We start from the raw sequence: 23645 nt of genomic DNA, 5'->3' as shown, positions 1-23645 counted from the left end.
CCCGTTATTTGGGCGGAATCATGATATACGTTCCCGAAATGATGTAATCGGGATTACGGATACCGTTCGCTTTGGCAATTTTCTTGTACAGCCACGGATTGTTGTAGTATGAATCCGCCAGATCCCATAAGGTGTCGCCCCATTTGATCTTATAGCGTACCGGTTCCGGTTCTTTGGCCGGCTCCGGCGGCGGTGCGGGAATTACCGCCGGTGTGTCCGCAACGACGATGCGGTTTTCTTCAGCAGCCGGCGCTTCAGGCAGCGGTGCGGGTTCCGGTTCCGGCTGCACGGGTACGGGCTCTATCCGCACGGGTTGTTCCGGCAGCGACGTTACGGGCGCCGCCGGTTCGTGACTTTGCAGTTCCGCGTCGCTCTTCCGCGTAATTTGAATACTGATCTGCGACGGCACGTACAGCAGAATACCCGCCAGCACGCCTAAACAGATGATTGCGCAGATAATGCAGATGATGACCGGAACGGTGAGCTTTTTCTTTTTACGCTCGGGTTCCCGTTCCCCTTCGGGAAATTCATCGGTGTATAATCCGCTGAAATCGAGTTCGCCGCCGCTTCCGTCTGCCGCGGCAAAATCGGTGTGGAACGCCGGGTCGTCGAAGTCGTCGTCGGTGAACAGCGGCGTGTGCTGCGGCTCTTCGGTTTTATGCAGTTCATCAAAGTCGGGGAGTTCAAATTTGCTGAAATCCGGCAGCGTGTCTTCGTGCAGGGCCGGTTCGTCCGATGCGCTGTCAGCGTCAGTGCTTGTAGGAAAGTCGTCAGCGTTTTCGGCGGCGGCGTCAGCGCTTACAGGGAAGGCGTCGTATTCGCCGGGTTCGTCGGGAACGGATTCGGTAAAGTCCGGCATCGGCGGCAGATCCAGATCGTCCGTTTCGGTGAATTCGGCAGCCGGATCGCCGGCGGCCGGAAAATCGCCGTCCGCAGCGGAATCTTCTGCAGCAAAGGGATCGTCGGTAACGGTGAAAGTGTCAGCGTCGAGCCGTGCGTCGTCGCCGGCGGCCGGGAAATCGCCGTCCGCAGGTTTATCGGCATCCGCTTCCGTACCCATATCTGCTTCCATATCCGTGTCCGTTTCCGCGGGTTCCGGCTCGGCATTTTCAAAAACCGTATCGGGTATCGCTGCAATTTCAAAATCTTCCGGAGAAAAGTCGTCGGGAACGGATTCGGTGAAGTCCGGCATCGGCGGCAGCTCCGCATCGTCCGTTTCGGTAAATTCGGCAGCAGGAACGGCGTTCTCAGGGTCATCGCCGGCGGTGTCGAAGTCGGGGGTATCGAATTCGGCTGTGTCGAACTCGGCGGGGAACACGTCGTCGGCAAAGGCCGAAGTGTCTATGACGGTCGTGTCGTCTTCCCGCGGCGGCAGTTCGCCGTCGGTGTCAACCGTTTCGTTTAAGGTATAATCGGGTGCTTCGGAACGCTCTTCGGGCGTACGCGATATCAGCCGGACGGTCGTACCGCTGTGGCGGCCGGATTCCGCGTCGATAACTTCGGCGGAAAGCGTGTCGTTTTCATCCAATTTTACGGAAAGACTCAAATCGGGCTCTCCGCTCGGATGCGGATTCAGCCCCGAAATCTGCAGCGTGTCTACGTATTCTGCGTCGTCCATCGTTCCCGTTTCCGAGCGGTACAGATCGACCATTACGGTTGTCTGATTGTCCTGCACCGTCGTTAAATCGAGTATTTTCCGTTTGGGCAAACCTTCTTCCAAGACCGGATAAAATGTTCCGTCAGCCAGCTTTATGCCGATTTGTTTACTCATATCATCCCTTTACGAGGCTACTCTGAAAACGAATTTTCGGGTAGACGCCATACCTCTCATATATGTTATTATTGATATGCATTCTTGTCAACGGTTTCAGCAGCGACCGTATTTTATAATGCGGCTGCTCCTGATGGTTTTTCTTGACACCTTTTCGATTGGACGGCATAATAAAAGAATGGATACGTTATTTTCCGTTTTGGTCGTCGTCGTTGTTATCATATTTTTTAGTGCTTTTTTGTACGGATTATCGGCTCTGAAAAAGAAAAAGGGCGAAAATTCGGCACCCAAAAACAAAACGGCGGCGATCCGCGACGCGGTTAAAAGGCTGGCGCAGGATCCGCATAACGCGCACGCGCTGAACGTCCTTTCGGATTTGTATTACCGCGATCATGCGTGGGAAAAGGCATTGCCGCTGTTCGAACTCATGCTGAATATTGCGGAAGTGCATCGTGAAATCGATCTGCAGCAAACGTCTTTGCGGCAGGGAATCTGTGCGCTCAAACTGAATAGGCCGCAGGATGCGTTGCGCGGGCTGCTTCCCGCTTTGAGAATGCGGCCCGAAAATTTTGAAGTCAACTATAATTTGGCGCAGGCGTATTATCAGTGCGGCGAATTTGAAAAAGCCGTACCGCTGCTGAAAAAGGCGCTGATGCTGAACCGCGAGGCTTCCGACGTGTACGGACTGCTCGGACTGTCTTTTTACAATTTGAAAAAATTCCGCGACGCGCTGCCGTATCTGAAGCGTGCGCTGAATGAAAACCCCGAAAATAAGGAAGTGCTGTTCGCTATGGCCGATTCGATGCAGCAGAGCGGTTTCGGAGACAAAGCGATGAAAGTGTTCATGCATCTGCGTCCCGATCCGCAGTTCGGCGCGAAGTCGTGCTTGGCGGCGGGAATCATGCACATGAACGCGAATCAGCTGGATAAAGCGATTACGGATTTTGAAATCGCGCTGAAACACAGCGGCGTTCCGGCGGATATTTTGGTAGAAGTTAAATACCGGTTAGCCCACTGTTATCTGCAAACTCGGAATATTGACCGCGGACTTGCGCTGCTGCGTGAAATTCAGGCCGAAAATCAGAATTACCGCGACGTGGGAACGCTGATAAACCGGTATCAGGAATTGAAACAGAATGCGAATCTGCAAATCTATTTGAGCGCCGGAAACAGCGACTTCGTCGCGTTGTGCCGGAAAATCGTTTCCATTTTTTATGAAAAAGCGTTCGTAAAAATATTGGATCTGTCGGTAACCGCCGAGTGCGCGGAAGTGTTCACCGAAATCGAAACGACGAAATGGGAAGACACCGTGGTGTTCCGATTTTATCGGACGACGGGTTCCATCGGCGAATTGTACGTGCGCGATTTTCACGCCCGTATCCGGGATACGAAGGCCGGCCGCGGAATCTGTTTTACGGCGGGAACGTTTACGGCGGAAGCCCGTAATTATACCGAAGGGCGCCCGATCGATCTGATTGAAAAAGAGCGGCTCGTATCCGTTTTGAAACGGGTCGATTCGATTTCTTCCGTGTAGAACGATGCGTTCCGGCGGCGCTTACCGGTAGTTGCCGAGACGGCGCTCCGTTACGGACGTTTCCCGATGATAACCAGATTCCGTTCGTGTTGGGGCATGAACGGAACGGCGAGCGGTTCGACGCCGTATTCGGGCACGATATCCGCAATGCCCGCCATTTCAGCTGTGATATTTTCCCGTTTCGCTTTATAAGCGGCGAGTATGCCGCCCGGTTTTACGATGCGCAGCAGCGTGCGGATCATTTTTTTGTCGAGCGGTCGGAACGCGCGGAACACGGCGATGTCGGCGGTTTCGGGAAAAACCCGTTCGGCTTCGGTGTTTTCAACTGATACGTTGGTCAGGCCGAGAATGGCGATGCAGTTTTCCAAAAAAGCGCAGCGTTTGCTCATCCGTTCGATCAGGACGAACCGATGCCCGGAGAGCGCCGCGGCTAACGGAATGCCGGGCAGACCGCCGCCGGAACCGACGTCCGCGATAAGCGCGCTGCGGCCCGCTTCGGCTTGAACGGCGTCCGCGAATTTTTTTACGCGGTTTGCGGCGGAAAGGCTGTCGAGTACGTGTTTTACGACGATATCGTCGCGTGTATCCGCGCCGCATAGGTCGTACGCGGCGTTGAACATTTCGAGTTCCCGGACGTACGCGTCCAATTTCCGTTCCAGCGCGGCCGTCGCTTCGGGTTCAAATCCGAGCTCCGCCAATCCTTGTGCCAGTATCGTCTGCGGCATGTCGTCTCCTCACTATAAATCGGCGTCGCCGAGTCCGAGTTCTGTTACCGGTACGGGCGCCGCCGTCGGAACGGGTTTGATTCCGGTTTCCGGGTACAGCGGTTTTTCGAGCCAGAGCAAGTCGTGCCAGACGCCGAATTTGCAGCCGGCGGCGGGGAACAGCGCGATCCGTTTGAACCCCAGCGATTCGTGAAACCGTTCGCTTGCCGGATGCGGAACGGCGACGGCCGCGTACACGGTCAAGTAGCCTTGCCGCTGAAGCAGCCGGAACAGCGCCTCGTACAGCTGCCGTCCGATGCCTTTGCCGCGGCTTTCCGGCGCAAGGTATACGGAAAGATCCGCACCCCACTGATACGCTGCGCGCGCTGCGTGGCGCGACGCGTACACATATCCGCCGATGCGTTTTGCGCCCGGCTCGTCCGCATCGTCTTCTTCCCACACGAGGTAGGGAAACTCATTGCTTATGGAGCGGATGCGGCCGGTAAAAGCTTCGAGCGTCGGTATTTCATACTCAAACGATACCGCCGTGTCCGTAATGAACGGCTTATATATGGAAAGAATGCGCGGAGCGTCCGTTTCGGGTCGTACGAATCTGATCATCAATTAACTCCTTACGCCGACAGTCGGTTTTGAAAGAACGGGGCGTTCATTTGTCTTCCCGCAGGTCGATAAGCAAGTCAAGCTTCCAGTCGGCGTCGTTTGCCCTGAGACTGACGAGATTTCCGGTGCGCAGCGCGGTAAACGGCGATTTTTGCGTCATAAGATACAGATACGAAGCGGAATTATCCGTTTCCTGCATTATGTCGGCTTCAACGTCGTAGCGTATGGCGCCGCCGCTGGTTTCCTGCGGCTTGAACAGCAGATAAAACGTTTCGGCGTACTTTCGGTTGCGTGAAACGACGGTGCGGTCGCCGGTAAGCAGAAAAATGCCGGAAGCCGCGGGTTCCGAAAAATACAGCGTGCTGCACGTGCCGAGGATGTCGGCGCCGTTTACTTTGAATCGCAGCACGCGCGATTGCGGCTGGGCTGACGTTTCGGGTACAAGTGTCGCCGTCGCTCCGGTCGCGGCGGAAACGGCTGCCGGGGAAGCGGCTGCTGCTGTCTTTGCAGCGGAGGCTGCGGATGCAGTTGCCGCTGCGGTGTCCGGCGCCGTTTTGCCGGTGTCCGCGGTACTGCCGGCGGCAGCCGCGGTCTTCCGGGTGAGTTCGGTCAGTGCGGAAAGATAGTCCGTAAGCCGGCCGCTGCCGGTGAGCGATTCAAGAGAATCGAGCGAGCCGAGCGCCCCCGAAGACGAGAGCGAATCGAACGAGCCCAGAGCGTTCAATCCGCCGAGATTTGCAATTTGCAGCGCGGTTACGTTCGGTGAAGTCTTTTTTTTATCCGTTTCCGCGGCGTCGGTTCCGGTCGGCTTCGTCTGCTGAAACGGCGAGGAATCCGAAAGTTCCGGCATGGACGGCGCCGTAACGGCGGGCATGGTCGGAAAATCGACAGCCGCCGTTTTAGCCGCGGCGAGCAGCGCGCACGCGGCTGCAAATCGGAACGCGGCGGTGCGTCTAAAGCTGTGCAAGGCTTTCCTCCACCAGTTCAAGGCGGGACGTGAGTTGGGTGATGGTTTTTTCGAGCCGCTGTTTTTCTTTTTCAAGGCGGGTGCGCGCGTCGGTTTCTTCCGATTTTTTCTTCATGAGCGACCGGACCGAATCGGGACTGTGGCCTTCAAGAATTTGCTGTTCGGCAGCGCTGCGTTTTTCCGGAGTGGGCAGGGAAGCGACCAGTTTCATGTTTTCAAATCCGATTGCGGGATTCACTTCGACGGCTGCGACTTTCGCAATCGTTTTTGCGGCGGTGCGCGGCAGTTTGAGTACCCGATCTATGTAATCTTCGTAGCGGATGTTCGCTTCCTGGCAAAGCCGGTGCGCTTTGGCAAGCAGCCGCCCGAATTCCTGCATGAGCCGTCCGTTCTGTTCAAGATAGTTGACGCGGAGTTCTTCGGTCAGCTGCGCCAGTTCCGGCGAATTTTCCAATCCGATCACGTAAAAGCCTTTTTGCTCGGCCGTTTCGAGCAGACCGTGAAATCGCGCCCAGAATTCATTCGTGTGCACCCGCGCGTAAGACGGTTTCAGCCCGCCCGTTTCGGCAAGTTTCGCTTCGTTCAGTAAATGGTGGGTATATTCGTGAATGGCGGTGTATATCAACTGGTTGTCCGCTTTGAAATTCTTGTTGTGCAGCAGAATTTCATACGTATCGGGCTTATATAAACCGTTTACTTTTTTGCTTTCTTTTCCGGTGAAAGTAACCGTAAAATCCAATTCGCTGCCTTCAATTTGCAGCAGCATGTCTTTTATTTGATCCTGATTCATTGTGTCTCCTGCCGCTTCTTATAAAAATTCGGCTTGCGCGAGAATGAGCGCCGCCGCAGCCGTTGCCGCCGTTTCGGTGCGCAGAATACGCGTGCCCATTCCGCACAGCGTAAATCCCGCGTCCGTAAGCAGCGTGCGCTCGTTATCCGTCCAGCCCCGTTCGCTGCCGACGGCTGCTATCACGCCGCGCTCCCGAAGCCCCGCCGCTCCGGCGTTTTTGATTTCGGGATGATCCGTCAGACTGCATTCGGGGCGTACGTTGTCGAGCGCCGCCCGTACCGGCTGCGCTCCGGACGTTTTGCCCGCTGCGTTCCGGGAACTCAGCGCCATAAGGCATTCGCCGAGGGACGTATGCAGGTACAGTTCCGGCACGTGTGTGCTTTTTGCCTGAATCGAGCCGTCCTGCAGCATTCGAGCGGCGGCGCCCCGTTCCACGAGCGATGATTTCATATACGATTTTTCACCCAATTCCGTGCCGGTCAAATGAACCGCCGCCGCCCCTAAACTTGCAACGTCGCGCAGCAGCCGTTTCAGCTGGATGGGGCGGGGAAATCCGATGATCATCGTGAGCGGATACAGCGGTTTGCCGTCCGACTGCGCTTCAAAGGAAAATTCGATTCCGTCGCTGCGTATCGATTCGATCCGCGCCGTTCCGGCCCGCCCGTTGACGATTCCCGCCTCGAACGTGTCGCCCGCGGTTTTATGCAGAACGACCGTAATGTGTTTTGCCCGTTCGTCTGAAAGCGGGAGCGGCGCGCGTATTTCTTCCGGCGTAAAAAGGACGATATTCATGTACCGGCAAAATTATATAGCGGATTCAACTTGTTTTCAAGCGGATTTATGATATACTTATTCGTATGATTATGTTTTGTAGAAAGCAAGCCGCTGCGGCGTTTTTTGCAGTATGCGCGGTTATTTCATTGTGTTCCTGCCCGCTTGATAAGGCAGAATCTGCTCCTTGGTCTGCGGATTCGGTTACATGGAATTATTCGGCATCGGATCCGGTGTACGAACTTCCGCAGAATGTGGAAACGGTTTCGTTTTCAGCGAGCACACCGGTTGACATCTTTTTTGCCCGGATGAATCCGTCCTCCGCCGTCGTCGACGGTCTGAAAACCCGATACCTTTCATCTGCGGTAAGTCGCAGTGCGGACGTAATCGGTTCGATTTCCGGAACGCCGGATTTTTCCGAATTTGAAGGTTCGTCTGCGGAATTCATCCGGCGTGATTTTGAACCTGCGCAGCAGTTCGTTCCGCAGCTCGATTTGAACGGTTCGGCCCGTTTCGCGGTAAGTGAACCGCAGCGCGCCGTAACGCAGATTACGCCGAACGTCGACGTTACGAAGAAAGACGTGTGGGTAGACGTCGCGGCGGGAACTGCCGGCAGCGTACAAAGCGGCACGTCGTATCTGCTGCAAAAGCGGGCGACGTTGCGGGCTGCCGGTACGCATTGTTACGTATGGATCGTGGACGGTTATTACGCGGTGTCTGCATCCGATGCGCGCGTTTCTTCGGCGACGGCGACGGCCGTACAAGGCAAGTTCGACGCCATGTATCCGCTGATTCGGAACGTGTTCGGCAATGAAGCCGAGCATATGGTTGCCGGAACGAGTCAAAATCCGACTCCCGCCGTCATGACGGAAGTCAGCGATACGGGTTCCAAGGTGAATATCGTTTTATACGATATTGAAGGTGATTATAAGGCCGGACAGATGAGCGGTACGTTCGGTTATTTTTGGGCGAAAGATTATTACGTGCGGGGATTCTCCGCCGACGCGCCGGTGGCACAGTCGAACGAAGGCAAATATTTTTACGTCGACTCGTATTTTGCAAACGAGCAACCCGATATGATATATTCCACGCTTGCGCACGAGTTCCAGCATATGATCCATTTCGGCGTAAAGGCACTGACGCCGGAAGCGACCGGTGCCGGCAGCGGTGCGATATCCGAAACCTGGTATAACGAAATGCTTTCCATGCTGTGTGAAGACATGATGCAGTCCCATTTGGGCATCGGCGACGAAAAATCACCGAAATCCCGCTTGGCACAGTTTTGCGCGGCCTATCCGCTTTCAGGCATTACCGACTGGTTGTCCGGCAATAACGTGCTGCAGTCGTACGCGAACGCGTTTGCGTTCGGTGCGTATCTCGCCCGCAATTACGGCGGTCCCGATTTGGTGAAGGCGATTGCGCAAAACGCTTCCGTTGACCAAGCCTCCGTTACCGAAGCGCTTCAAAGTGCCGGTTTTGCCGAAAGCTTCAATTCGGTATTTACGAAATTTGCCCGTGCGCTTGTGTTCACGGATCCGCCGGCCGGTTATCCGTCGTTCAACAAGTCCGTTTCCGCCGCGTCGGCGTTCAGCGGGTATACGTATCCGATGACGGCTATCGATTTGCTGGGATTGCGGTGGTCGGACAGTTCTTCCGGTACGGTTTACATCGGACCTGCTATGTTTAAAGTCGGTTCTGAGGGGCGGATCACGCTGCGTCCGTACGGCTTGACGCTGCACGCAGTCGGTCATACGACATCGGCCGGTACGATTGAGCTGAAGTTTTCACAGCCGATTTCTTCGGCTGAAAAAATCTACGTGATGGTTCGTCCGCGTGCGTAGGGGGGGGGTATGAACGTTGTCCGTATCGCACGCCGCGCGGTGATCGCCTGCGCGGTGTGCTGCTGTCTGTTTCCCGTTACGGGCTTTTCCGGCGGAAAAAAAGTCGAGTCCCTGAAAACGCAGACTGTGGAAATTGAAGGATTCGTTCGTGTTTACGGAAGCGAACCGCATACGTTCGCGGGATTCGTTACCGACGACGGAACGGCGTATACGCTTGACGCCGCCGAGAACGTACTGCGGGAACTGCGTGACAAGCAGGGAAGCCGCCTCCGGATAACCGGAACCGTAGAACCCGCTCCCGCCGAATCGATTCGGGCTCCGAACGTACTTCCCGGCGGAGTACTGCACGTGGCGCGTTCGGAACCTGCCGTATAGAGCGATTGCGGTTCGGTCCCGCCAAGTTTCAGTGTTCGTGCGGCAGACGGGAAATTGCTTCCGCTTGTTCTTTCAGCGTTTTACGGGTGAGCGCTTCCGAATCTTTGAGCATCGCGGCCGGTACGCCGTATGCTTTTTCGAGCGCCTCGGGGGTCAACACTTCTTCCGGCGTGCCGAAATCCATGTCCCTGTTCGGATAAAACAGCAGCACGCTGTCGGCGTACGCACGGCTGAGCTCCAGTACGTGCATGGAGATGTACACGGTTACGCCGAACGTTGCCGCGTATTTTTTGAGATATGCGAGCGCCGTCCGCTTCTGGCGGTCTTCCAGAGCGAACAGCGGTTCGTCCATAAAAATGCTTTTGCTGCCGTATAAAAGGGCAAACGCGATAATCACCCGCTGCATTTCACCTTTTGAAAGGCCCGTCAGTTTGCGGTGCAGCACGGAACCGAGTTCCAGCACTGAGACGATTTGTTCAAGCAGTGAATCGCCGCCGTTCGCGCTAATATCCGGTGCGGTCTCGTCCGATGCACCGGCGATTTTACCGTTGCCGACTGCTGCCGCCGAGCCGCCGAAAAGACCGTGCGTGAAAACGTATGCAAGCAGATTTCCCGCCGTATCGTCCGTTTCAAATTCCATATTCTGATATATGAACGAAGCGAGTGCATCCCGCTCGGCTTCGGAAAGCCGTGCGGTGTTTTTTCCGAATAAGGAAACCGTTCCCTGCTGCGGCAGCATCCGCCCCGCGGCGAGCAGCATAAACGTGGATTTGCCCGCTGCGTTCGGTCCCACGAGACTGACGAATCCTTCCGGCAGTGCGGCGGTAAAATGATCGAACACCGGCGCGGGAACGAGTTGGTTTCCGTTTTCGTCCGTATCGTCCGGAACCGGCGGATAGGCGAACCTGATATCATTGAATTCAATACAATTCATGCATACTCCTGTAACGTAAGGCGGTTTTCGATCCGCCTCAATACCGTATCGTGCCGAAATCCACCGATATAAACGGTATGATCGTGTTTTTCGTGGTACCGGCGCCCAATCGGAACATCACGCTGAACGTCTTGCTTATCCGTATTCCGGTATTGAACGACGCGTTCCATTTGATGTCTTTGACGGTAAAATCCGTGTATTCCATCGCGACTTCTCCGATCGACCCGGAAACCGAAAAAAACATCTGTCCGCCCATGATAGTCAGATTCTGCCACGGCTGAAATTGGAATACGATCTGAGCCGCCGCTTTATGCGTTCCGTATTGCTGTTTTCCGGCCATCTGCGGAAAATACGTCCGGTCGCCCAGCGTGTAGCCGAACAGGGGAATAAAAGACGGAATCTTGGCGAGCTGCATGGAAATGTCTGACCCGGCGAATACGTTGAAAATGATGCTGAAGTTTCGGGCAAGCGGCACCGCCGCGGTAAAGTCCACGCGGCACAGATTGAACGCGACGGGCGCCTCGGTCGCCAGCAGCGGAAAAACGCCCGTATCGTCGAATTTGACGTAAAAGCCGCGCGTCGGAAACGACGGATAATCGAACGTGTCGAACGTATAGCCGATGTTGAGCGGCGCGGCGATCGATGCGGACGTTTGCCGGTATTTATTCTGTTGGATTTCCAACTCTTCGGTGGCATTGCCGTCGGTGTCCATCCAGTAGATGGAACCGCCGATTTGCATTCGATGATACGAGCCGAATTTAACGCCGAACAGCAGCCCGGTCGACGAGTAGGACAAACGATTACCCTGCAGCTCGTGCCGCTGAAAGCCGGACGTAACGAATTCCTGCTCGACAATTACGTCCGCCGACAGCTGCACGTACGAATGCGCTCCGATCGGCTGCATGTACATCAGCGCCGCGCCGAGATTGTTTATCATCGTCGATTTTACGGAAAGAACGGAACCCGTGCCGGTGAGCCCGCGGAACTGGATATCGAGTGAAAAAGTCAGTTTGCTGACGGATTGATCCGAAACGGTGCCCTCGAAAGCCGCTCCGGGAATGATGAGCCAGTTTTCCTTTTCTATCTGATGCAGCCGCAGTTCAAGCCGTGTCTGCGCGTAGCGCGTGTCGATCCGGGGAATGGCGAGCGTATAGTTTCCGGTATGATACACTGCGGAAATGAAATCGTTCAGCGCGTCGGGCGTAAGCGGTTTATTCCTGATTTTTTCAAAATACGTTTCTATATAATCCATATCCTGTACGGCGGCACCGCTGGTAACCAGTACTTCCGGTATCAGATACGGCAGATCGTCGTAGACACCGTTTCTGTCCGGCTCCACGGCTCCTTTGTGAATCGGCGTGAACGCAAAGGAACCGCCGCCGGCGGACGTTCTCTCCGCCGTTTTAAGCTGCGCACCGTTGGAACCGCCGTCATCGGAACTGCCGGTTTTGCCGGCGCCGTCTGCCGCGTATTGTTCCGGAAAAATCTTTTTACGGAGTTCCCGCAGCGGTTCCCTGAACCGTTCTTTATCTTTGATTGCCTTTTCGTAGATTTGACGCGATTTGGGATAATCGAAAGTTGAAAATTCGGCAACGTCGGGATACAGCACGATGTCGGCAAGTTTGTACTGCTCCTTATTTCCCGAATACATAAAAATCGTCATTACCTGAGAAACGGTCGTCAGCGGTGTGGACGCGAATTTGGACGGATTGTCGATCAGTTCGTCGCCCAGTTCAATCGCGATGATAATGTCGTATCCCAGATCGGCGACGGGCTGAATGGGCATGTTGTTCCGTACGAGGCCGTCCACGTACAGTTTGCCGTCTACGGGAAACGGCTGGAACACCGCCGGAATGCTCATGCTGGAGCGGATGGCTTCGGCAATGTCGCCGGTGCCGATTATGTCCAAGTCGCCGGTGAGCAGATTTACCGCCGTGGCACGGAACGGTATGGGTAAGCTGTCGAAGTCGATGTACGACGGAATCTTTGCCGTCAGCTGTTTGAATCTCATGTACGCGTTCTGCCCGGTGGAAAGACCGGCGCCCATATCGAACGAAAAGTTTTTTCCGAGCCGAACCGAAACCGGACTGGCGAACGTGCTCCTGTTGCCGAGCAGGGATTCAAACGGCGACACCGGTTCGTCCTGAAACAGTTGCGCCCAGTTCAAATCGAGCAGTTCATTCGCAATCTCCGCCGGAGAATAGCCCGCGCAGTACAATCCGCCGATAATGGCGCCGGCACTGTTGCCGATTACCATATCGATCGGAATATCGAGTTCTTCAAGCAGTTCCAGCACGGGGATATGCGCGAATCCTTTTGCTCCTCCGCCGGCAAGAACGAGCGCAACCGACGGTCTGCCGGTCGGTTCGATTTCGGCGGCGGTTTGAGCCGGAATCGTGCGCGCCAGAGCGCACGTTATAAAAAGCAGCGTAAGCGCGCGTTTGTAAAGCATATCCGTTATTTTCATACGTATAGTAATACCAGAGATCGGCGGTTGTGTAAATCGGCCGGGCGGACTGAACGTGCGCCGCAAAGCACGGCTCCGCAGTATTGCTGTAGAAAATAAAACATCGTTTCATTTTGAATCCGCTTGCAAAAATCTCCATATAGATGTATGCTAGTACTGTATATTACTATAATATTGTAAGTTTATTTTATATTTTGTAAGGACGGAACTATGGCTGACAAGAACATGGTCATGATCGACGGAAATACCGCTGCCGGTCACGTTGCCCACGCACTGAGTGAAGTAATCTCCATTTACCCGATTACTCCATCCAGTCCGATGGGAGAGGTTGCCGATGAATATTCGGCAAAAGGTAAGAAAAACATTTGGGGTACCGTTCCCGACGTTGTGGAAATGCAGTCGGAAGCAGGCGCTGCCGGTGCCGTTCACGGTGCGTTGACAACAGGTGCGCTCAGCACGACTTTTACCGCTTCTCAGGGTCTGCTTCTCATGATCCCGAATATGTATAAGATTGCCGGCGAATTGACCAGCACCGTTTTCCACGTCGCGGCCCGTGCGCTTGCGACCAGTTCCCTGTCCATTTTCGGCGATCATCAGGACGTTATGGCGTGCCGCCAGACCGGTTGGGCGATGCTCGCTTCAAACAGCGTTCAGGAAGTTATGGATTTGGCCGTTATTTCCCACGCTTCGACGCTGCGTTCCCGCGTTCCGTTCGTTCATTTTTTCGACGGATTCCGCACGTCGCATGAAATTCAGAAAGTTGAAGAAGTTTCATACGAAGTCATGCAGAAAATGGTTGACGACGAACTGGTGCGCGCTCACCGCGCTCGCGGTTTGACGCCGGAAAATCCGGTTATCCGCGGAACTGCCCAGAATCCGGACGTGTATTTCCAGAGCCGCGAAGGGGTGAACAAATACTACAACGCGGTTCCCGAAATCGTTCAGAACGAAATGGATAAATACGCCAAACTGACCGGCCGCCAGTATCATCTGTTCGACTACTTCGGTGCGAAAGACGCCGAAAAAATTATCATCATCATGGGTTCGGGTGCCGAAACCTGCGAAGAAACCGTTGAAACGCTCAACAAAAAAGGCGAAAAAATCGGCGTGCTGAAAGTTCGCCTGTACCGCCCGTTCAGCGCGGAAGCGTTCGTAAAAGCCATTCCCGCTACCGTTAAATCGATCGCCGTTCTCGACCGTACGAAAGAACCGGGCGCGCTCGGCGAACCGCTGTATGAAGACGTACGCACAGCGATCGGTGAAATGCAGGCTGCGGGAACCTGCCCGTTCAAAAATTATCCGGTCGTACTCGGCGGCCGTTACGGTCTGGGTTCAAAAGAATTTACGCCCGCGATGGTCAAAGCCGTTTTCGACAATCTGTCCGGCAAAAAGCTCAATCATTTTATCATCGGTATCAACGATGACGTGTTGGGTCAGAGCCTCGCGTACGATGAATCCTTCTATCTTGAAGAAGAAGGCATGAACGAAGCGATGTTCTACGGTCTGGGTTCCGACGGTACGGTCGGCGCGAACAAAAACTCGATCAAAATCATCGGTGAAGCGAAGCCCGAACTGAACGCTCAGGCGTATTTCAGCTACGACTCCAAAAAATCCGGCGGTTTCACCGTGTCTCACCTGCGTTTCGGCAAAGGTTCTATCCGCCGTCCGTATCTGATCACGGCTGCCGACTTTTTGGCGTGTCATAAGTTCACCTACATGGAAACGTACGACATGCTCGCCGCCGCTAAAAAAGGCGCGACGTTCCTTTTGAACAGCCCGTACGATGCGAAGACGGTGTGGAATCACATTCCCGTTGAAGCGCAGAAACAGATTATCGACAAAAAACTGAACTTCTACGTTATCGACGCGTTTAAGATTGCCGAAGCGACCGGAATGGGTACGCGCATCAACACCGTCATGCAGGCGGCCTATTTCAAGATTTCAGGCGTTCTGCCCGAAGACGTTGCCGTCAAATACATGAAGAAATTCGTCGAAAAATCATACAGCAAAAAAGGTGCGGACGTCGTACAGAAAAACTTCGCGACGATCGACGCGGCTTTGAACGCAGTTGAAAAAGTCGCCGTGCCCGCTGCCGTTTCCGGCGACATGCACATGAAGCCTGCCATGGCAGCTTCCAAAGACGCGTTCGTGCGCGACGTGCTGGGCGCGATGGCCGTTCAGAACGGCGACAAGCTGCCGGTCAGCAAACTGCCCGAAGACGGAACGTTCCCGACCGCGACGACTCAGTTTGAAAAACGCGCGATTGCCGAAAAGGTACCCGAGTGGGATCCGTCAGTTTGTATCCAGTGCGGTCAGTGTACGGTCGTGTGTCCGCACGCCGTTATCCGCATGAAGACGCTGTCCGACGACGCTGCGGCAAAAGCTCCGGCCGGTTTCAAATCTGCCGACCTTAAACCCAAAGCGGAAGCCGGAAAGAAAGTCGTGCTGCAGATTTCCACCGAAGACTGCACCGGCTGCGGTTTGTGCGTGGCCGTCTGTCCTGCAAAGAACAAGGCTGACGAAACCAAAAAAGCCATCAACTTGGTTCACTTTACCGAAGAGTTGCGTGCCGTTGAATCGAAGAATTGGGATTACTTCATGGCGCTGCCTGAAGCCGACGCTTCAACCCTCAACCTGGGTACGCCGAAAGGGCTCGCGATGAAACGCCCGCTGTTCGAGTTCTCCGGTGCGTGCGCCGGCTGCGGTGAAACGCCGTATATCAAACTGCTCAGCCAGCTGTTCGGCGACCGCGCGGTCATTGCGAACGCTACCGGCTGTTCTTCCATTTACGGCGGTAACCTGCCTTCAACTCCGTATGCAAAAGACGCGAACGGTCGCGGTCCGGCATGGTCGAACTCCCTGTTTGAAGACGCCGCGGAATTCGGTTACGGTATGCGCATGACCAGCGACAAGCTCGCCCAGTATGCGCGTGAAGTCGCCGACGCCGCTGCGGAAAAAGGTATTGCCAAAGACGTTATCGGTAAGATTCTTGCCAACGAACAGAAAGACGATGCGGCGATTGCCGTTCAGCGCGGTTACGTTGCCGAACTGAAAGCGGAACTTGCAAAATCGTCCGACACTGTTGCGGCCGAGCTTGCCTCCCTGACTGATCACCTGATTAAACGGTCGGTCTGGATTATCGGCGGCGACGGCTGGGCCTACGATATCGGCTTCGGCGGATTGGATCATACGCTCGCTTCCGGACGGAATATCAACATTCTGGTTCTGGATACGGAAGTATATTCAAATACCGGCGGACAGATGTCCAAAGCAACGCCGATCGGTGCCGTCGCAAAGTTTGCGGCGTCCGGTAAAGTGATGAGCAAGAAAGACTTGGGTGCAATCGCCATGAGCTACGGTTACGTATACGTCGCGCGCGTTTCGATGGGTGCGAATATGAATCAGGTTATCAAGGCGTTCCGCGAAGCGGAAGCGTACGACGGTCCTTCGATCATCATCGCATACTCGCACTGTATCAACCACGGTATCAATATGTCCAACGGTTTGACGAACCAGAAAGAGGCCGTCAGCTGCGGTCTGTGGCCGCTGTACCGCTATGATCCGCGCTTGGCCGATCAGGGCAAAAATCCGTTCCAGCTCGACAGCAAAGAACCCGACTACAATTTGGCAGACTTTATGTACAAAGAAGTCCGCTTCAAGTCGCTCAAAGCTGCAAACCCGGAACGCGCGGCCATGCTGCTTGAAAAAGCCGTGGCGAAAGCGAAGCGCCAGTGGAAAGAATACGAATACCTGTCAAAACGGGAATTCTAATTGACGAACAGTTGAGTTCGGAAACGCCGCATAACGCTTAGCGTGCGCGGCGTTTCAGTCTTGTCCGTTTAAAGAAACGAAAGCCGCCGTTCCTGTTTGGTAACGGCGGCTTTTTTATTTATCCGGGAAACTGCACGTACCATAGCCGTTTCACTAAGGAGTTTTCAGTGAGTATGCCAGAAAGTATAAAACCCCATTATTACGTTGCCGCCGGGGTCATTACCCGCCCCAAAAAAGGCGGCGGCTGCGAGCTGTTTTGCGCGCGCCGTCCCGATAAAGGCGAAACGGCTAAAAAATGGGAATTTCCCGGCGGCAAGATTGAAGCCGGAGAAACGCCGAAACAGGCGCTTGAACGTGAAATCCGCGAAGAACTCGATACGCAGGTTTCGGTTGACGATTTTATCATGACGGTCGAATACGCGTATCGGACGTTCGATTTGACCATGCACGTGTATTTTTGCACCGTGCAGTCGGGAAATTTAGTACTGAAAGAACATTCGGAAGCGGTATGGCTTCCGCCGGAACGGCTTTCGGAACTCGATTGGGCGCCGGCGGACGAAGAACTCATCCGCCGTTTGCGGGCGACTGCTGCGGATACGGCGTCGTCGGTTACAGCGTTCGGGTAAAACGCAGAAACGCCTCTTTGCCTTCCGGCGTCCGTTTATACACGCCGGCGTCGGTCAGCACCTGTTTAAAAACAAGTCCGGTTTCACGCTTCAAAACGTCGCGTACGTTCGCTGCTGTACATTCGGCGGCAAACGTTTCCGCCCAGTCGGCGTGTTTTGCAATCGTTTCGTTGCTGCGTATGTCCTTTTTGCAGACAAGATAGTCGGCAAGCAGTTCCAGTTCCCGTTCAAGACGGGCCGGCAGAATCGCCAAACCCATTACTTCGATCAGCCCGATGTTTTCTTTTTTGATATGATGCAGATTCTGATGCGGATGGAAGACGCCGAGCGGATGTTCTTCCGTCGTGATATTGTTGCGGAGCGCGAGGTCTATTTCATATTCGGCACCGCGACGGCGCGCTATGGGCGTGATCGTATTGTGCGGAATTCCGTCCGTTTCGGCAAAAACGAACGCATCTGCGTCGGTGTACTTCCGCCACTTGGTCAATATCAAGTCGGCGGCTTCCACCAGCCGTGCCGGATCTTCGTGCCGCAGTCTGATGACGGACATGGGCCATTTTACGATGCCCGCGTGTACGTCGGGAAAAGCTTTCATGCTGAATTGCGTTTCGATTTCAGCGCGCGCCATGGGAAACTCGTAATTGCCGCCCTGAAAATGTTCGTGCGATAAAATGGAACCGCCCACAATGGGGAGATCCGCGTTGGAACCCACGATGTAATGCGGGAACTGACGCACAAAGTCGAACAGTTTGACAAACGCCGCCCGGTCGATGACCATGGGCGTATGCTCGCTGTTCAAAACGATGCAGTGTTCGTTGTAGTATACGTACGGCGAATACTGGAATCCCCATTGCGAACCGTTGATGGTGACGGGAATGATACGGTGAGTTGCGCGTGCGGGATGATCAAGTCGGCCGCCGTATCCTTCGTTTTCAACGCACAACTGGCATTTGGGATAGCCGGTTTGCGGGTTTGACTTTGCCGCCGCGATCGCTTTGGGATCTTTTTCAGGTTTTGAAAGGTTGATCGTAATATCGAGCTCGCCGTATTCGGTGGAAACGGTCCACTTGATATCCTTTGCGATGCGGTAGCGCCGTATATAATCCGTATTACACGAATACTCATAGAACCATTCGGTTGCACGTTCGGGTGATACGTTGTATCGCTCGTTGAATTCCCGGATAACGGCAGAAGGAGGAGGTGTTAAGCACGCCATTATCTGAGTGTCAAAGAGATCCCGGTATACAACGGAATTTTCTTCTATGAGTCCGTGTTCATACGCATAATCGAGCATTCGGGTCAAAATCGGTTCCAGTGCAATCGTTTTCGATCCGGCGGGAATCCGGCGCGGCGCGGGAAGCGCTTCACTACTGCCTGCAAGTTTGAACAGTGTGAAAAGTCGGTTTACCGTGTAGATACGGTCCTGCGGCTGTATGAGCGCGCGGCTGAGACCGTATTCCGTAAGTTCCTGAATCAATTGGTATATCATGATGCCGTTTCCCTATTACCGTTAAATCGAATGTGCGCCGCCGCCGGTGCCGCATTCAAAAAAAGTCGCTTCGTAGCCTATTTTATCTTTATACGCGGCGCCGACTTTTTTGACAAAATCGTTATAACCGTCTTTATGGATCAGTGCGATCGCACAACCGCCGAATCCGGCGCCGGTTACGCGCGAACCGAGGCAGCCCGCCGTTTTGTTCGCTTCTTCATGGAGCGTGTCGAGTTCGATTCCCGTCGTTTCGTAATCGTTGCGCAGCGAGTCGTGCGACGCGTTCATCAGCACGCCGAGGTCCGCGAGCGCTCCCGCTTTCAGCGCGGCGACGGCTTTATAAACCCGCTCGTTTTCGGTAACGCAGTGGCGGATCCGCTTCAAAATGATCGGATCTTTGACGCTGTCCTGCAATTCGGCAAAATCCTGCGATGAGAGCGAACACAGATCCGGCACCGTTTTTTTGCCGAGCGAAGTCAGTTTCGCGTTTATCACGCCGAGCCCGATTTTGCATTCGGAGACGCGCTCGTTGTATTTGGAGTCGCTCAGCTGCCGCTTTTTATTCGTGTTCATGACGACGAACCGGTAGTCGCCCAGTTTTAGCGGAACGTACTGATACTCAAGCGTCGCACAATCGAGCAGAATCGCGGTTTCTTTTTTTGCCGTCGCAATGATGAACTGATCCATGATGCCGCAGTTTACGTTCATAAAACGGTGTTCGGATTCCTGTCCGATTTTTGCAATTTCCACACCGTCGATGCCGAGACCGTACAGATCGCTCACCGCGTAGGCGAAACAGCATTCCAGCGCCGATGAGGATGAAATTCCCCCGCCGGCCGGTATGCAGCTGAAAAACAGCGCCTCAAATCCCGTTTCAAAGGTGAATCCGCGGTCCTTGAGAATGGTCAGGATTCCGTTCAGATAATTACAGTAATCGTTTTCCTTTTTGTACGTGAAATTATCGGTTATGCTGAACGAGAATTCTCCGGGAAACCTGACGTCGTCGTATTTGACGGTCGCATCGGTGCGCCGGCGCAGTGCAAGGTATATGTATTTGTCTATGGCGGCGGGAAATACCTTGCCGCCGTTGTAATCGATGTGTTCTCCGATGATATTGATGCGGGCTGGGGCGGCGTAAAAATGAATCTCTTCATCCGATGTACCGTATTTGGATTCAAACAACGTGCCGAATGCTTTTTTCAGAAGGGAAATATCCGTTTCCGCATATGCAACAAGCGCGGTATAATCAGTTTTCATACAGCCTCCTAGTGTGTTAACGTACACGCATTATTATACTTCACTGAGGGTGCCAATGCAAGCACTTTTTACATAAATTCGGCGAATTTACCGGAAAACGGGACTTTTTGCCGGTAAATCAGGCGGTTTCGTGTTTCTCGGCACGAGCGCCGGAATCGCCGTGTTAACGAACACTTTTCGGTTGCGGCGGTCCCTGCGGAATTCCCGTTTGAAGCGGATTCCCTTTGACAGTGCGCGGCGTGCGGCGTATACTGGGAACTGAAAATGAGATCGGAATCCTGGACGCCGCCGTAAAACGGGCGTTTCTGCGTTCCGAAAAAAACGAGGTGATACGGATATGGAAAAAATTGCAAGTTTTACGGTCGATCATCTGCGGCTGGAACCGGGCTTGTACGTTTCCCGGATTGATACGTTCGGCGGCGCGCCGATCACGACGTTCGATATACGCATGACCAGTCCGAACGACGAGCCGGTTATGAATACGGCCGAAATTCATACGATAGAACATTTGGGCGCGACGTTTTTGCGCAATCATCCTGATTTTAAGGCGAAGACGGTGTACTTCGGGCCGATGGGCTGCCGAACGGGGTTTTACCTGCTGTTAGCCGGCTCGTATACGTCGCGCGCCGCAGTGCCGCTGATAACCGAACTGTTCGAGTTCGTCCGTGATTTTTGCGGAGCGGTTCCGGGCGCTTCGGCAAAGGATTGCGGTAATTATCTGGACATGAATCTGCCGATGGCAAAATTGCTTGCGAAACGTTTTTTGGACGCGACGCTGTACGGTATTACCGACGCGCACTTGAATTATCCCGATTAAACGTTCGCCCGTTCCGCTCGGAACGTCCGCACCGCTTCGATGAGCAGTTCCGGGATAAGCCCGTAGGAGGCGACTCCGCCCGGTTCCGTCGCGCGGGCGCCCGCCGTTCCGTGGACGAACACCGCCGTTTCCGCCGCTTCCCGCGGCGCATACCCTTGGGCGAGCAGCGCGCAGATAAGTCCCGCCAGAACGTCTCCGCTGCCTGCTTTTGAAAGGGCGCCCGTTCCGCCGGTAAAGACCGAAATCCGCTGTGCGTCGGCGACGAACGTGTTCGCGCCTTTGGAGACGAGCGTTACGTTCGGGTAGCGCGCGCAGAATGCGCGCAGTAATTCGATCCGGTGTTTCCGTATGTCTTCGGCGCTCGGTTCCCCGAAGCCGCACCGTTCAAGCAGCGCGCGCAGTTCGCCCGGGTGCGGTGTAACGACGCACCCGGCGCGGCGGTTTTCCAGCAGCGTTTTTAGTGCCGGATGTCTGAGCATATCCGCGTCGAGTACGCAGGGAAGTTCCGGCCGCGCGGCAATGTGCGTAACGGCGGATTCCGTTCCGGCACCGAGCCCCGGCCCCGCAAGGAGCGCCGTCGTGCTTTCCGGCAGTGTTTCGCCGTACATGATGCTCGGCGGGCAGCGGACGGGGCGTTTCAGTGTTTGAACCAGCGTTGCCAGTCCCGCGCCGAACGCGAGCGCGGCGCTTGCGGCGAGTATCGAAGCGCCGTCTTTTTCTCCCGAAAAAACGGCGCAGTGGCCGAACGCGTTTTTCCAGGTGTTGCGTCCCGTTCTGAGCGGCAGGCGGACGTCGCCTCGTTCTAGCAGAAACAGTTCCGGTTCCGGTACGGAAAACGGCGCGGCGGGCGCTTCAGCCGAGTCGGGTGCCGCGGGGGCATCGGGTACGGCGTCCCGGCTTTGTGCTCCTGCCGCATCGCTCGTTCCGGGCAAAACGCCGGCGCCGGTGTGCGCGTCCGTTGCCGTGTTTTCGTATCGGGCGCGTCCGATTCCGAGGTCGGCGACGATAATGCTTCCGATATGATCTTTGGCTTCGTCGCTTACGAGCGCCGTTTTGAGCGCGCCCATCGTAACGGTAACGTCGGCGTTGAACGCGGTGCCGTTTACGGTTCCCCTGCCGTCCACGCCGCACGGCACGTCGCACGCGATGCGGTACGCGTTCGTGCCGTTCAACTCGGTGAGCAGTGCTTCCGTTTCCGGTGCCGGTTTTCCGGAAAATCCGCTGCCCGAAATGCATTCGACCAATACGCGGCAAGGGACAATCGTCCGGACGACGCGTACGCCGCTTTTTTCGGCACGGGCTGCCTGTGCGATGCATTGTGCGGAAGCGGGTTCTTTCACCGGATAAATCGCCGGGATACAGGTACCGGTCAGCCGTCGCGCGAGTGCCCAGCCGTCGGCTCCGTTGTTGCCGCTTCCGGTTACGATCAGGACGTCCGCCGCGCCGCACGATTGGCCGCCGCACGGCAGCGTTTTGAGCGACTGCAACTGTCCGCCGCACGGCTGCGTTTTGAGCGACTGCAACTGTCCGCTGCACGGCTGCGTACTGTTCGGCTGCGTACCGCACGGCTGCATACCGTTCGGTTGTGCAGAGAGAAAGCGGCGGACTTCGGCTTCAAGCGCCGCCGCCGCGTTTTCCATCATAATGTCTTCGGTAAGTCCGTATTCGCTTCGGCAGCGCGCGTCGAGCGACGCGCATTTGGCAAAGATTTTCCGCATCGGGTTACTCCGCAGAGTCGGTGATTTCGGTCGGGACCGCCGCTTCGGAATTGACGAGCAGATCGAGAACGGTAAAGAACAGAATGATTATCATCGGCCCGAGCAAAAGCCCGTTCATGCCGAATACTTTCAATCCGCCCAAAATGGCAAAAAAGATAACGAGCGGGTGCACTTTAATCCGGTCTTTCAGGAACATCGGCCGCAGGAAATTGTCCAAAAAGCTGACGCAGATACCGCATAAAACGAGGAACAGAATACCTTTCAGCAGCGAATCCGTGGCGCAGATGACGATTCCCATCGGCAGCCAGACGAGCGCCGCACCGAACAGCGGAATGAACGAAGCGAACATCAGTATTACGGCGAACAGCAGCGAACCCTGCACTCTGAAAATCGACATGATGATGAACGCGGCGAATCCCTGGTACAAGGCGACCAAAATATAGCCTGAAAATAAATGCCGGGTGATTTCGGCAAACTTTTTCATAAGCGCGGACATGTACTGCGGATTGATGGGAATCGCCTGCGCTAAAAGCGAGGCGAGGTAGCGGCCGTCCAGAAAACAGAAATACAGGGCGAACGTGACGAACAATACGGAAACCAGAAAATTACCGGTGCTGCTCAGCACCGTCGCGCCTGTCGAAACGATACGCGAACTGTATTGCTGTATGAATTTTATCAGATTGGTTCGCAGATCGGTCGAATTCAAGTCGATGAAATCCAAATTGAATCTATCGATAAATCCGAGTACGGATTTGCCGATTTCGGATGACGTGAGAAAATCGGGATTCCGATTGATGAAGTCCTCTACGGCGTGCAAAAACGACAGCATCTGCTGCACCAGCAGCGTTGCGATCGTTATGAGCGGTCCGATAATGATGATGAGCGTTCCGACGGAAAAAACGCCTGCCAGTACGTGCCTCCTGAATTCGTACAGTTTTTTTTGTGCATTGAGGCGTGAAACGCAGCGGTGATGCAGCGGATTCAAGATAATGTACAATAAAATGGTCCATAGAATAACGGTGAAAAAAGGATGCAGCATTCCGAGTATGAGTACGAACAGCAGCGCAAAAAGTGCGAACATGAAAACGGTTTGGAGGGTACGTTTGTTATCCATAGGTATAAATATAGTGCCTTTCAGCAGGGAAATCAACAGAGCTTGACAGAACGGGAACAATCGGGGTATCGTTATCGA

The 23645-nt window shown here is 54.7% G+C and carries 18 protein-coding genes; 6 read left to right on the top strand and 12 right to left on the bottom strand.

Going from position 1 to position 23645, the window contains the following annotated elements:
• Nucleotides 1–4: 4 nt before the first annotated feature.
• Entirely contained in the window at nt 5–1771 is a 1767-nt protein-coding gene (locus TREBR_RS14365; protein WP_013759491.1) for a LysM peptidoglycan-binding domain-containing protein, read from the bottom strand.
• 178 nt (nt 1772–1949) lie between these two features.
• Between TREBR_RS14365 and TREBR_RS12285 the strand changes: the two genes are divergently transcribed.
• Nucleotides 1950–3305: a tetratricopeptide repeat protein gene (locus TREBR_RS12285; protein WP_041610452.1), complete on the top strand. Its 1356-nt coding sequence runs from the start codon at nt 1950–1952 to the stop codon at nt 3303–3305.
• A gap of 50 nt (nt 3306–3355) precedes the next feature.
• Here TREBR_RS12285 and rsmG read toward each other — a convergent pair whose 3' ends face one another.
• The 5 genes from rsmG to TREBR_RS12260 are packed head-to-tail and all read right to left on the bottom strand — an operon-like array spanning nt 3356 to nt 7179.
• A complete protein-coding gene (gene rsmG, locus TREBR_RS12280) occupies nt 3356–4030 on the bottom strand; it encodes a 16S rRNA (guanine(527)-N(7))-methyltransferase RsmG (RefSeq protein ID WP_013759489.1) in 675 nt (224 codons plus the stop codon).
• A 12-nt stretch (nt 4031–4042) separates the two neighbouring features.
• A complete protein-coding gene (locus TREBR_RS12275; protein ID WP_013759488.1) occupies nt 4043–4630 on the bottom strand; it encodes a GNAT family N-acetyltransferase in 588 nt (195 codons plus the stop codon).
• Nucleotides 4631–4676: 46 nt separating this feature from the next.
• Complete coding sequence (locus TREBR_RS12270) at nt 4677–5597, bottom strand: hypothetical protein (protein ID WP_013759487.1); 921 nt, start codon at nt 5595–5597, stop codon at nt 4677–4679.
• On the bottom strand, nt 5584–6387 hold the full coding sequence (locus tag TREBR_RS12265) for a hypothetical protein (RefSeq protein WP_013759486.1): 804 nt from the start codon (nt 6385–6387) through the stop codon (nt 5584–5586). Before TREBR_RS12265 ends, TREBR_RS12270 begins: the two co-directional genes overlap by 14 nt.
• 18 nt (nt 6388–6405) lie before the next feature.
• Nucleotides 6406–7179: an RsmE family RNA methyltransferase gene (locus tag TREBR_RS12260; protein WP_013759485.1), complete on the bottom strand. Its 774-nt coding sequence runs from the start codon at nt 7177–7179 to the stop codon at nt 6406–6408.
• A gap of 65 nt (nt 7180–7244) precedes the next feature.
• Here TREBR_RS12260 and TREBR_RS12255 point away from each other — a divergent pair, with 65 nt between their 5' ends.
• Both TREBR_RS12255 and TREBR_RS12250 read left to right on the top strand, forming a co-directional pair.
• Entirely contained in the window at nt 7245–8999 is a 1755-nt protein-coding gene (locus TREBR_RS12255) for a M30 family metallopeptidase (RefSeq protein WP_013759484.1), read from the top strand.
• Nucleotides 9000–9008: 9 nt separating this feature from the next.
• Nucleotides 9009–9374 carry a hypothetical protein gene (locus TREBR_RS12250; protein WP_013759483.1) on the top strand — a complete coding sequence of 122 codons (366 nt, stop codon included), beginning with the start codon at nt 9009–9011 and terminating at the stop codon, nt 9372–9374.
• 28 nt (nt 9375–9402) lie between these two features.
• Here TREBR_RS12250 and TREBR_RS12245 read toward each other — a convergent pair whose 3' ends face one another.
• Together TREBR_RS12245 and TREBR_RS13930 are read right to left on the bottom strand one after the other, a co-directional pair.
• Nucleotides 9403–10308 (bottom strand): ATP-binding cassette domain-containing protein, encoded by a 906-nt coding sequence (locus TREBR_RS12245; protein WP_013759482.1) that lies wholly within the window; start codon nt 10306–10308, stop codon nt 9403–9405.
• 37 nt (nt 10309–10345) lie between these two features.
• Complete coding sequence (locus TREBR_RS13930) at nt 10346–12775, bottom strand: patatin-like phospholipase family protein (protein WP_013759481.1); 2430 nt, start codon at nt 12773–12775, stop codon at nt 10346–10348.
• Nucleotides 12776–12985: 210 nt separating this feature from the next.
• On the opposite strand from TREBR_RS13930, the gene nifJ reads away from it, so the two are divergent.
• Together nifJ and TREBR_RS12230 are read left to right on the top strand one after the other, a co-directional pair.
• Nucleotides 12986–16546: a pyruvate:ferredoxin (flavodoxin) oxidoreductase gene (gene nifJ / locus TREBR_RS12235; protein ID WP_013759480.1), complete on the top strand. Its 3561-nt coding sequence runs from the start codon at nt 12986–12988 to the stop codon at nt 16544–16546.
• Nucleotides 16547–16719: 173 nt separating this feature from the next.
• A complete protein-coding gene (locus tag TREBR_RS12230) occupies nt 16720–17172 on the top strand; it encodes a (deoxy)nucleoside triphosphate pyrophosphohydrolase (protein WP_013759479.1) in 453 nt (150 codons plus the stop codon).
• Here TREBR_RS12230 and galT read toward each other — a convergent pair.
• Nucleotides 17156–18661 (bottom strand): UDP-glucose--hexose-1-phosphate uridylyltransferase, encoded by a 1506-nt coding sequence (gene galT, locus TREBR_RS12225; RefSeq protein ID WP_013759478.1) that lies wholly within the window; start codon nt 18659–18661, stop codon nt 17156–17158. The two genes, TREBR_RS12230 and galT, sit on opposite strands and share 17 nt — an antisense overlap.
• A 21-nt stretch (nt 18662–18682) precedes the next feature.
• Nucleotides 18683–19918 carry a galactokinase gene (locus TREBR_RS12220; protein ID WP_013759477.1) on the bottom strand — a complete coding sequence of 412 codons (1236 nt, stop codon included), beginning with the start codon at nt 19916–19918 and terminating at the stop codon, nt 18683–18685.
• A gap of 337 nt (nt 19919–20255) precedes the next feature.
• Here TREBR_RS12220 and TREBR_RS12215 point away from each other — a divergent pair, with 337 nt between their 5' ends.
• Nucleotides 20256–20735, top strand: a complete 480-nt coding sequence (locus TREBR_RS12215) for an S-ribosylhomocysteine lyase (protein WP_013759476.1) — start codon at nt 20256–20258, stop codon at nt 20733–20735.
• Here TREBR_RS12215 and TREBR_RS13925 read toward each other — a convergent pair.
• Nucleotides 20732–22453, bottom strand: a complete 1722-nt coding sequence (locus TREBR_RS13925) for an NAD(P)H-hydrate epimerase (RefSeq protein ID WP_013759475.1) — start codon at nt 22451–22453, stop codon at nt 20732–20734. The genes TREBR_RS12215 and TREBR_RS13925 overlap by 4 nt on opposite strands.
• A gap of 4 nt (nt 22454–22457) precedes the next feature.
• Complete coding sequence (locus TREBR_RS12200; RefSeq protein WP_041610892.1) at nt 22458–23567, bottom strand: AI-2E family transporter; 1110 nt, start codon at nt 23565–23567, stop codon at nt 22458–22460.
• Nucleotides 23568–23645: the final 78 nt, after the last annotated feature.

The organism is Treponema brennaborense DSM 12168, from assembly GCF_000212415.1.
Lineage (GTDB): Bacteria > Spirochaetota > Spirochaetia > Treponematales > Treponemataceae > Treponema_F > Treponema_F brennaborense.
This window is presented reverse-complemented; position numbering and strand designations above follow the sequence as displayed.

Bases quoted from the DNA above. Each gene is read 5' to 3' on its own strand.
- TREBR_RS12230 (WP_013759479.1), top strand. From the start codon at position 16,720: ATGCCAGAAAGTATAAAACCCCATTATTACGTTGCCGCCGGGGTCATT.
- TREBR_RS12215 (WP_013759476.1), top strand. From the start codon at position 20,256: ATGGAAAAAATTGCAAGTTTTACGGTCGATCATCTGCGGCTGGAACCG.
- TREBR_RS12200 (WP_041610892.1), bottom strand. From the start codon at position 23,567: ATGGATAACAAACGTACCCTCCAAACCGTTTTCATGTTCGCACTTTTT.
- TREBR_RS13930 (WP_013759481.1), bottom strand. From the start codon at position 12,775: ATGAAAATAACGGATATGCTTTACAAACGCGCGCTTACGCTGCTTTTT.
- TREBR_RS12220 (WP_013759477.1), bottom strand. From the start codon at position 19,918: ATGAAAACTGATTATACCGCGCTTGTTGCATATGCGGAAACGGATATT.
- galT (WP_013759478.1), bottom strand. From the start codon at position 18,661: ATGATATACCAATTGATTCAGGAACTTACGGAATACGGTCTCAGCCGC.
- TREBR_RS12245 (WP_013759482.1), bottom strand. From the start codon at position 10,308: ATGAATTGTATTGAATTCAATGATATCAGGTTCGCCTATCCGCCGGTT.
- TREBR_RS12250 (WP_013759483.1), top strand. From the start codon at position 9,009: ATGAACGTTGTCCGTATCGCACGCCGCGCGGTGATCGCCTGCGCGGTG.
- TREBR_RS12275 (WP_013759488.1), bottom strand. From the start codon at position 4,630: ATGATCAGATTCGTACGACCCGAAACGGACGCTCCGCGCATTCTTTCC.
- TREBR_RS12260 (WP_013759485.1), bottom strand. From the start codon at position 7,179: ATGAATATCGTCCTTTTTACGCCGGAAGAAATACGCGCGCCGCTCCCG.
- TREBR_RS13925 (WP_013759475.1), bottom strand. From the start codon at position 22,453: ATGCGGAAAATCTTTGCCAAATGCGCGTCGCTCGACGCGCGCTGCCGA.
- rsmG (WP_013759489.1), bottom strand. From the start codon at position 4,030: ATGCCGCAGACGATACTGGCACAAGGATTGGCGGAGCTCGGATTTGAA.
- TREBR_RS12255 (WP_013759484.1), top strand. From the start codon at position 7,245: ATGATTATGTTTTGTAGAAAGCAAGCCGCTGCGGCGTTTTTTGCAGTA.
- TREBR_RS12285 (WP_041610452.1), top strand. From the start codon at position 1,950: ATGGATACGTTATTTTCCGTTTTGGTCGTCGTCGTTGTTATCATATTT.
- TREBR_RS14365 (WP_013759491.1), bottom strand. From the start codon at position 1,771: ATGAGTAAACAAATCGGCATAAAGCTGGCTGACGGAACATTTTATCCG.
- nifJ (WP_013759480.1), top strand. From the start codon at position 12,986: ATGGCTGACAAGAACATGGTCATGATCGACGGAAATACCGCTGCCGGT.
- TREBR_RS12265 (WP_013759486.1), bottom strand. From the start codon at position 6,387: ATGAATCAGGATCAAATAAAAGACATGCTGCTGCAAATTGAAGGCAGC.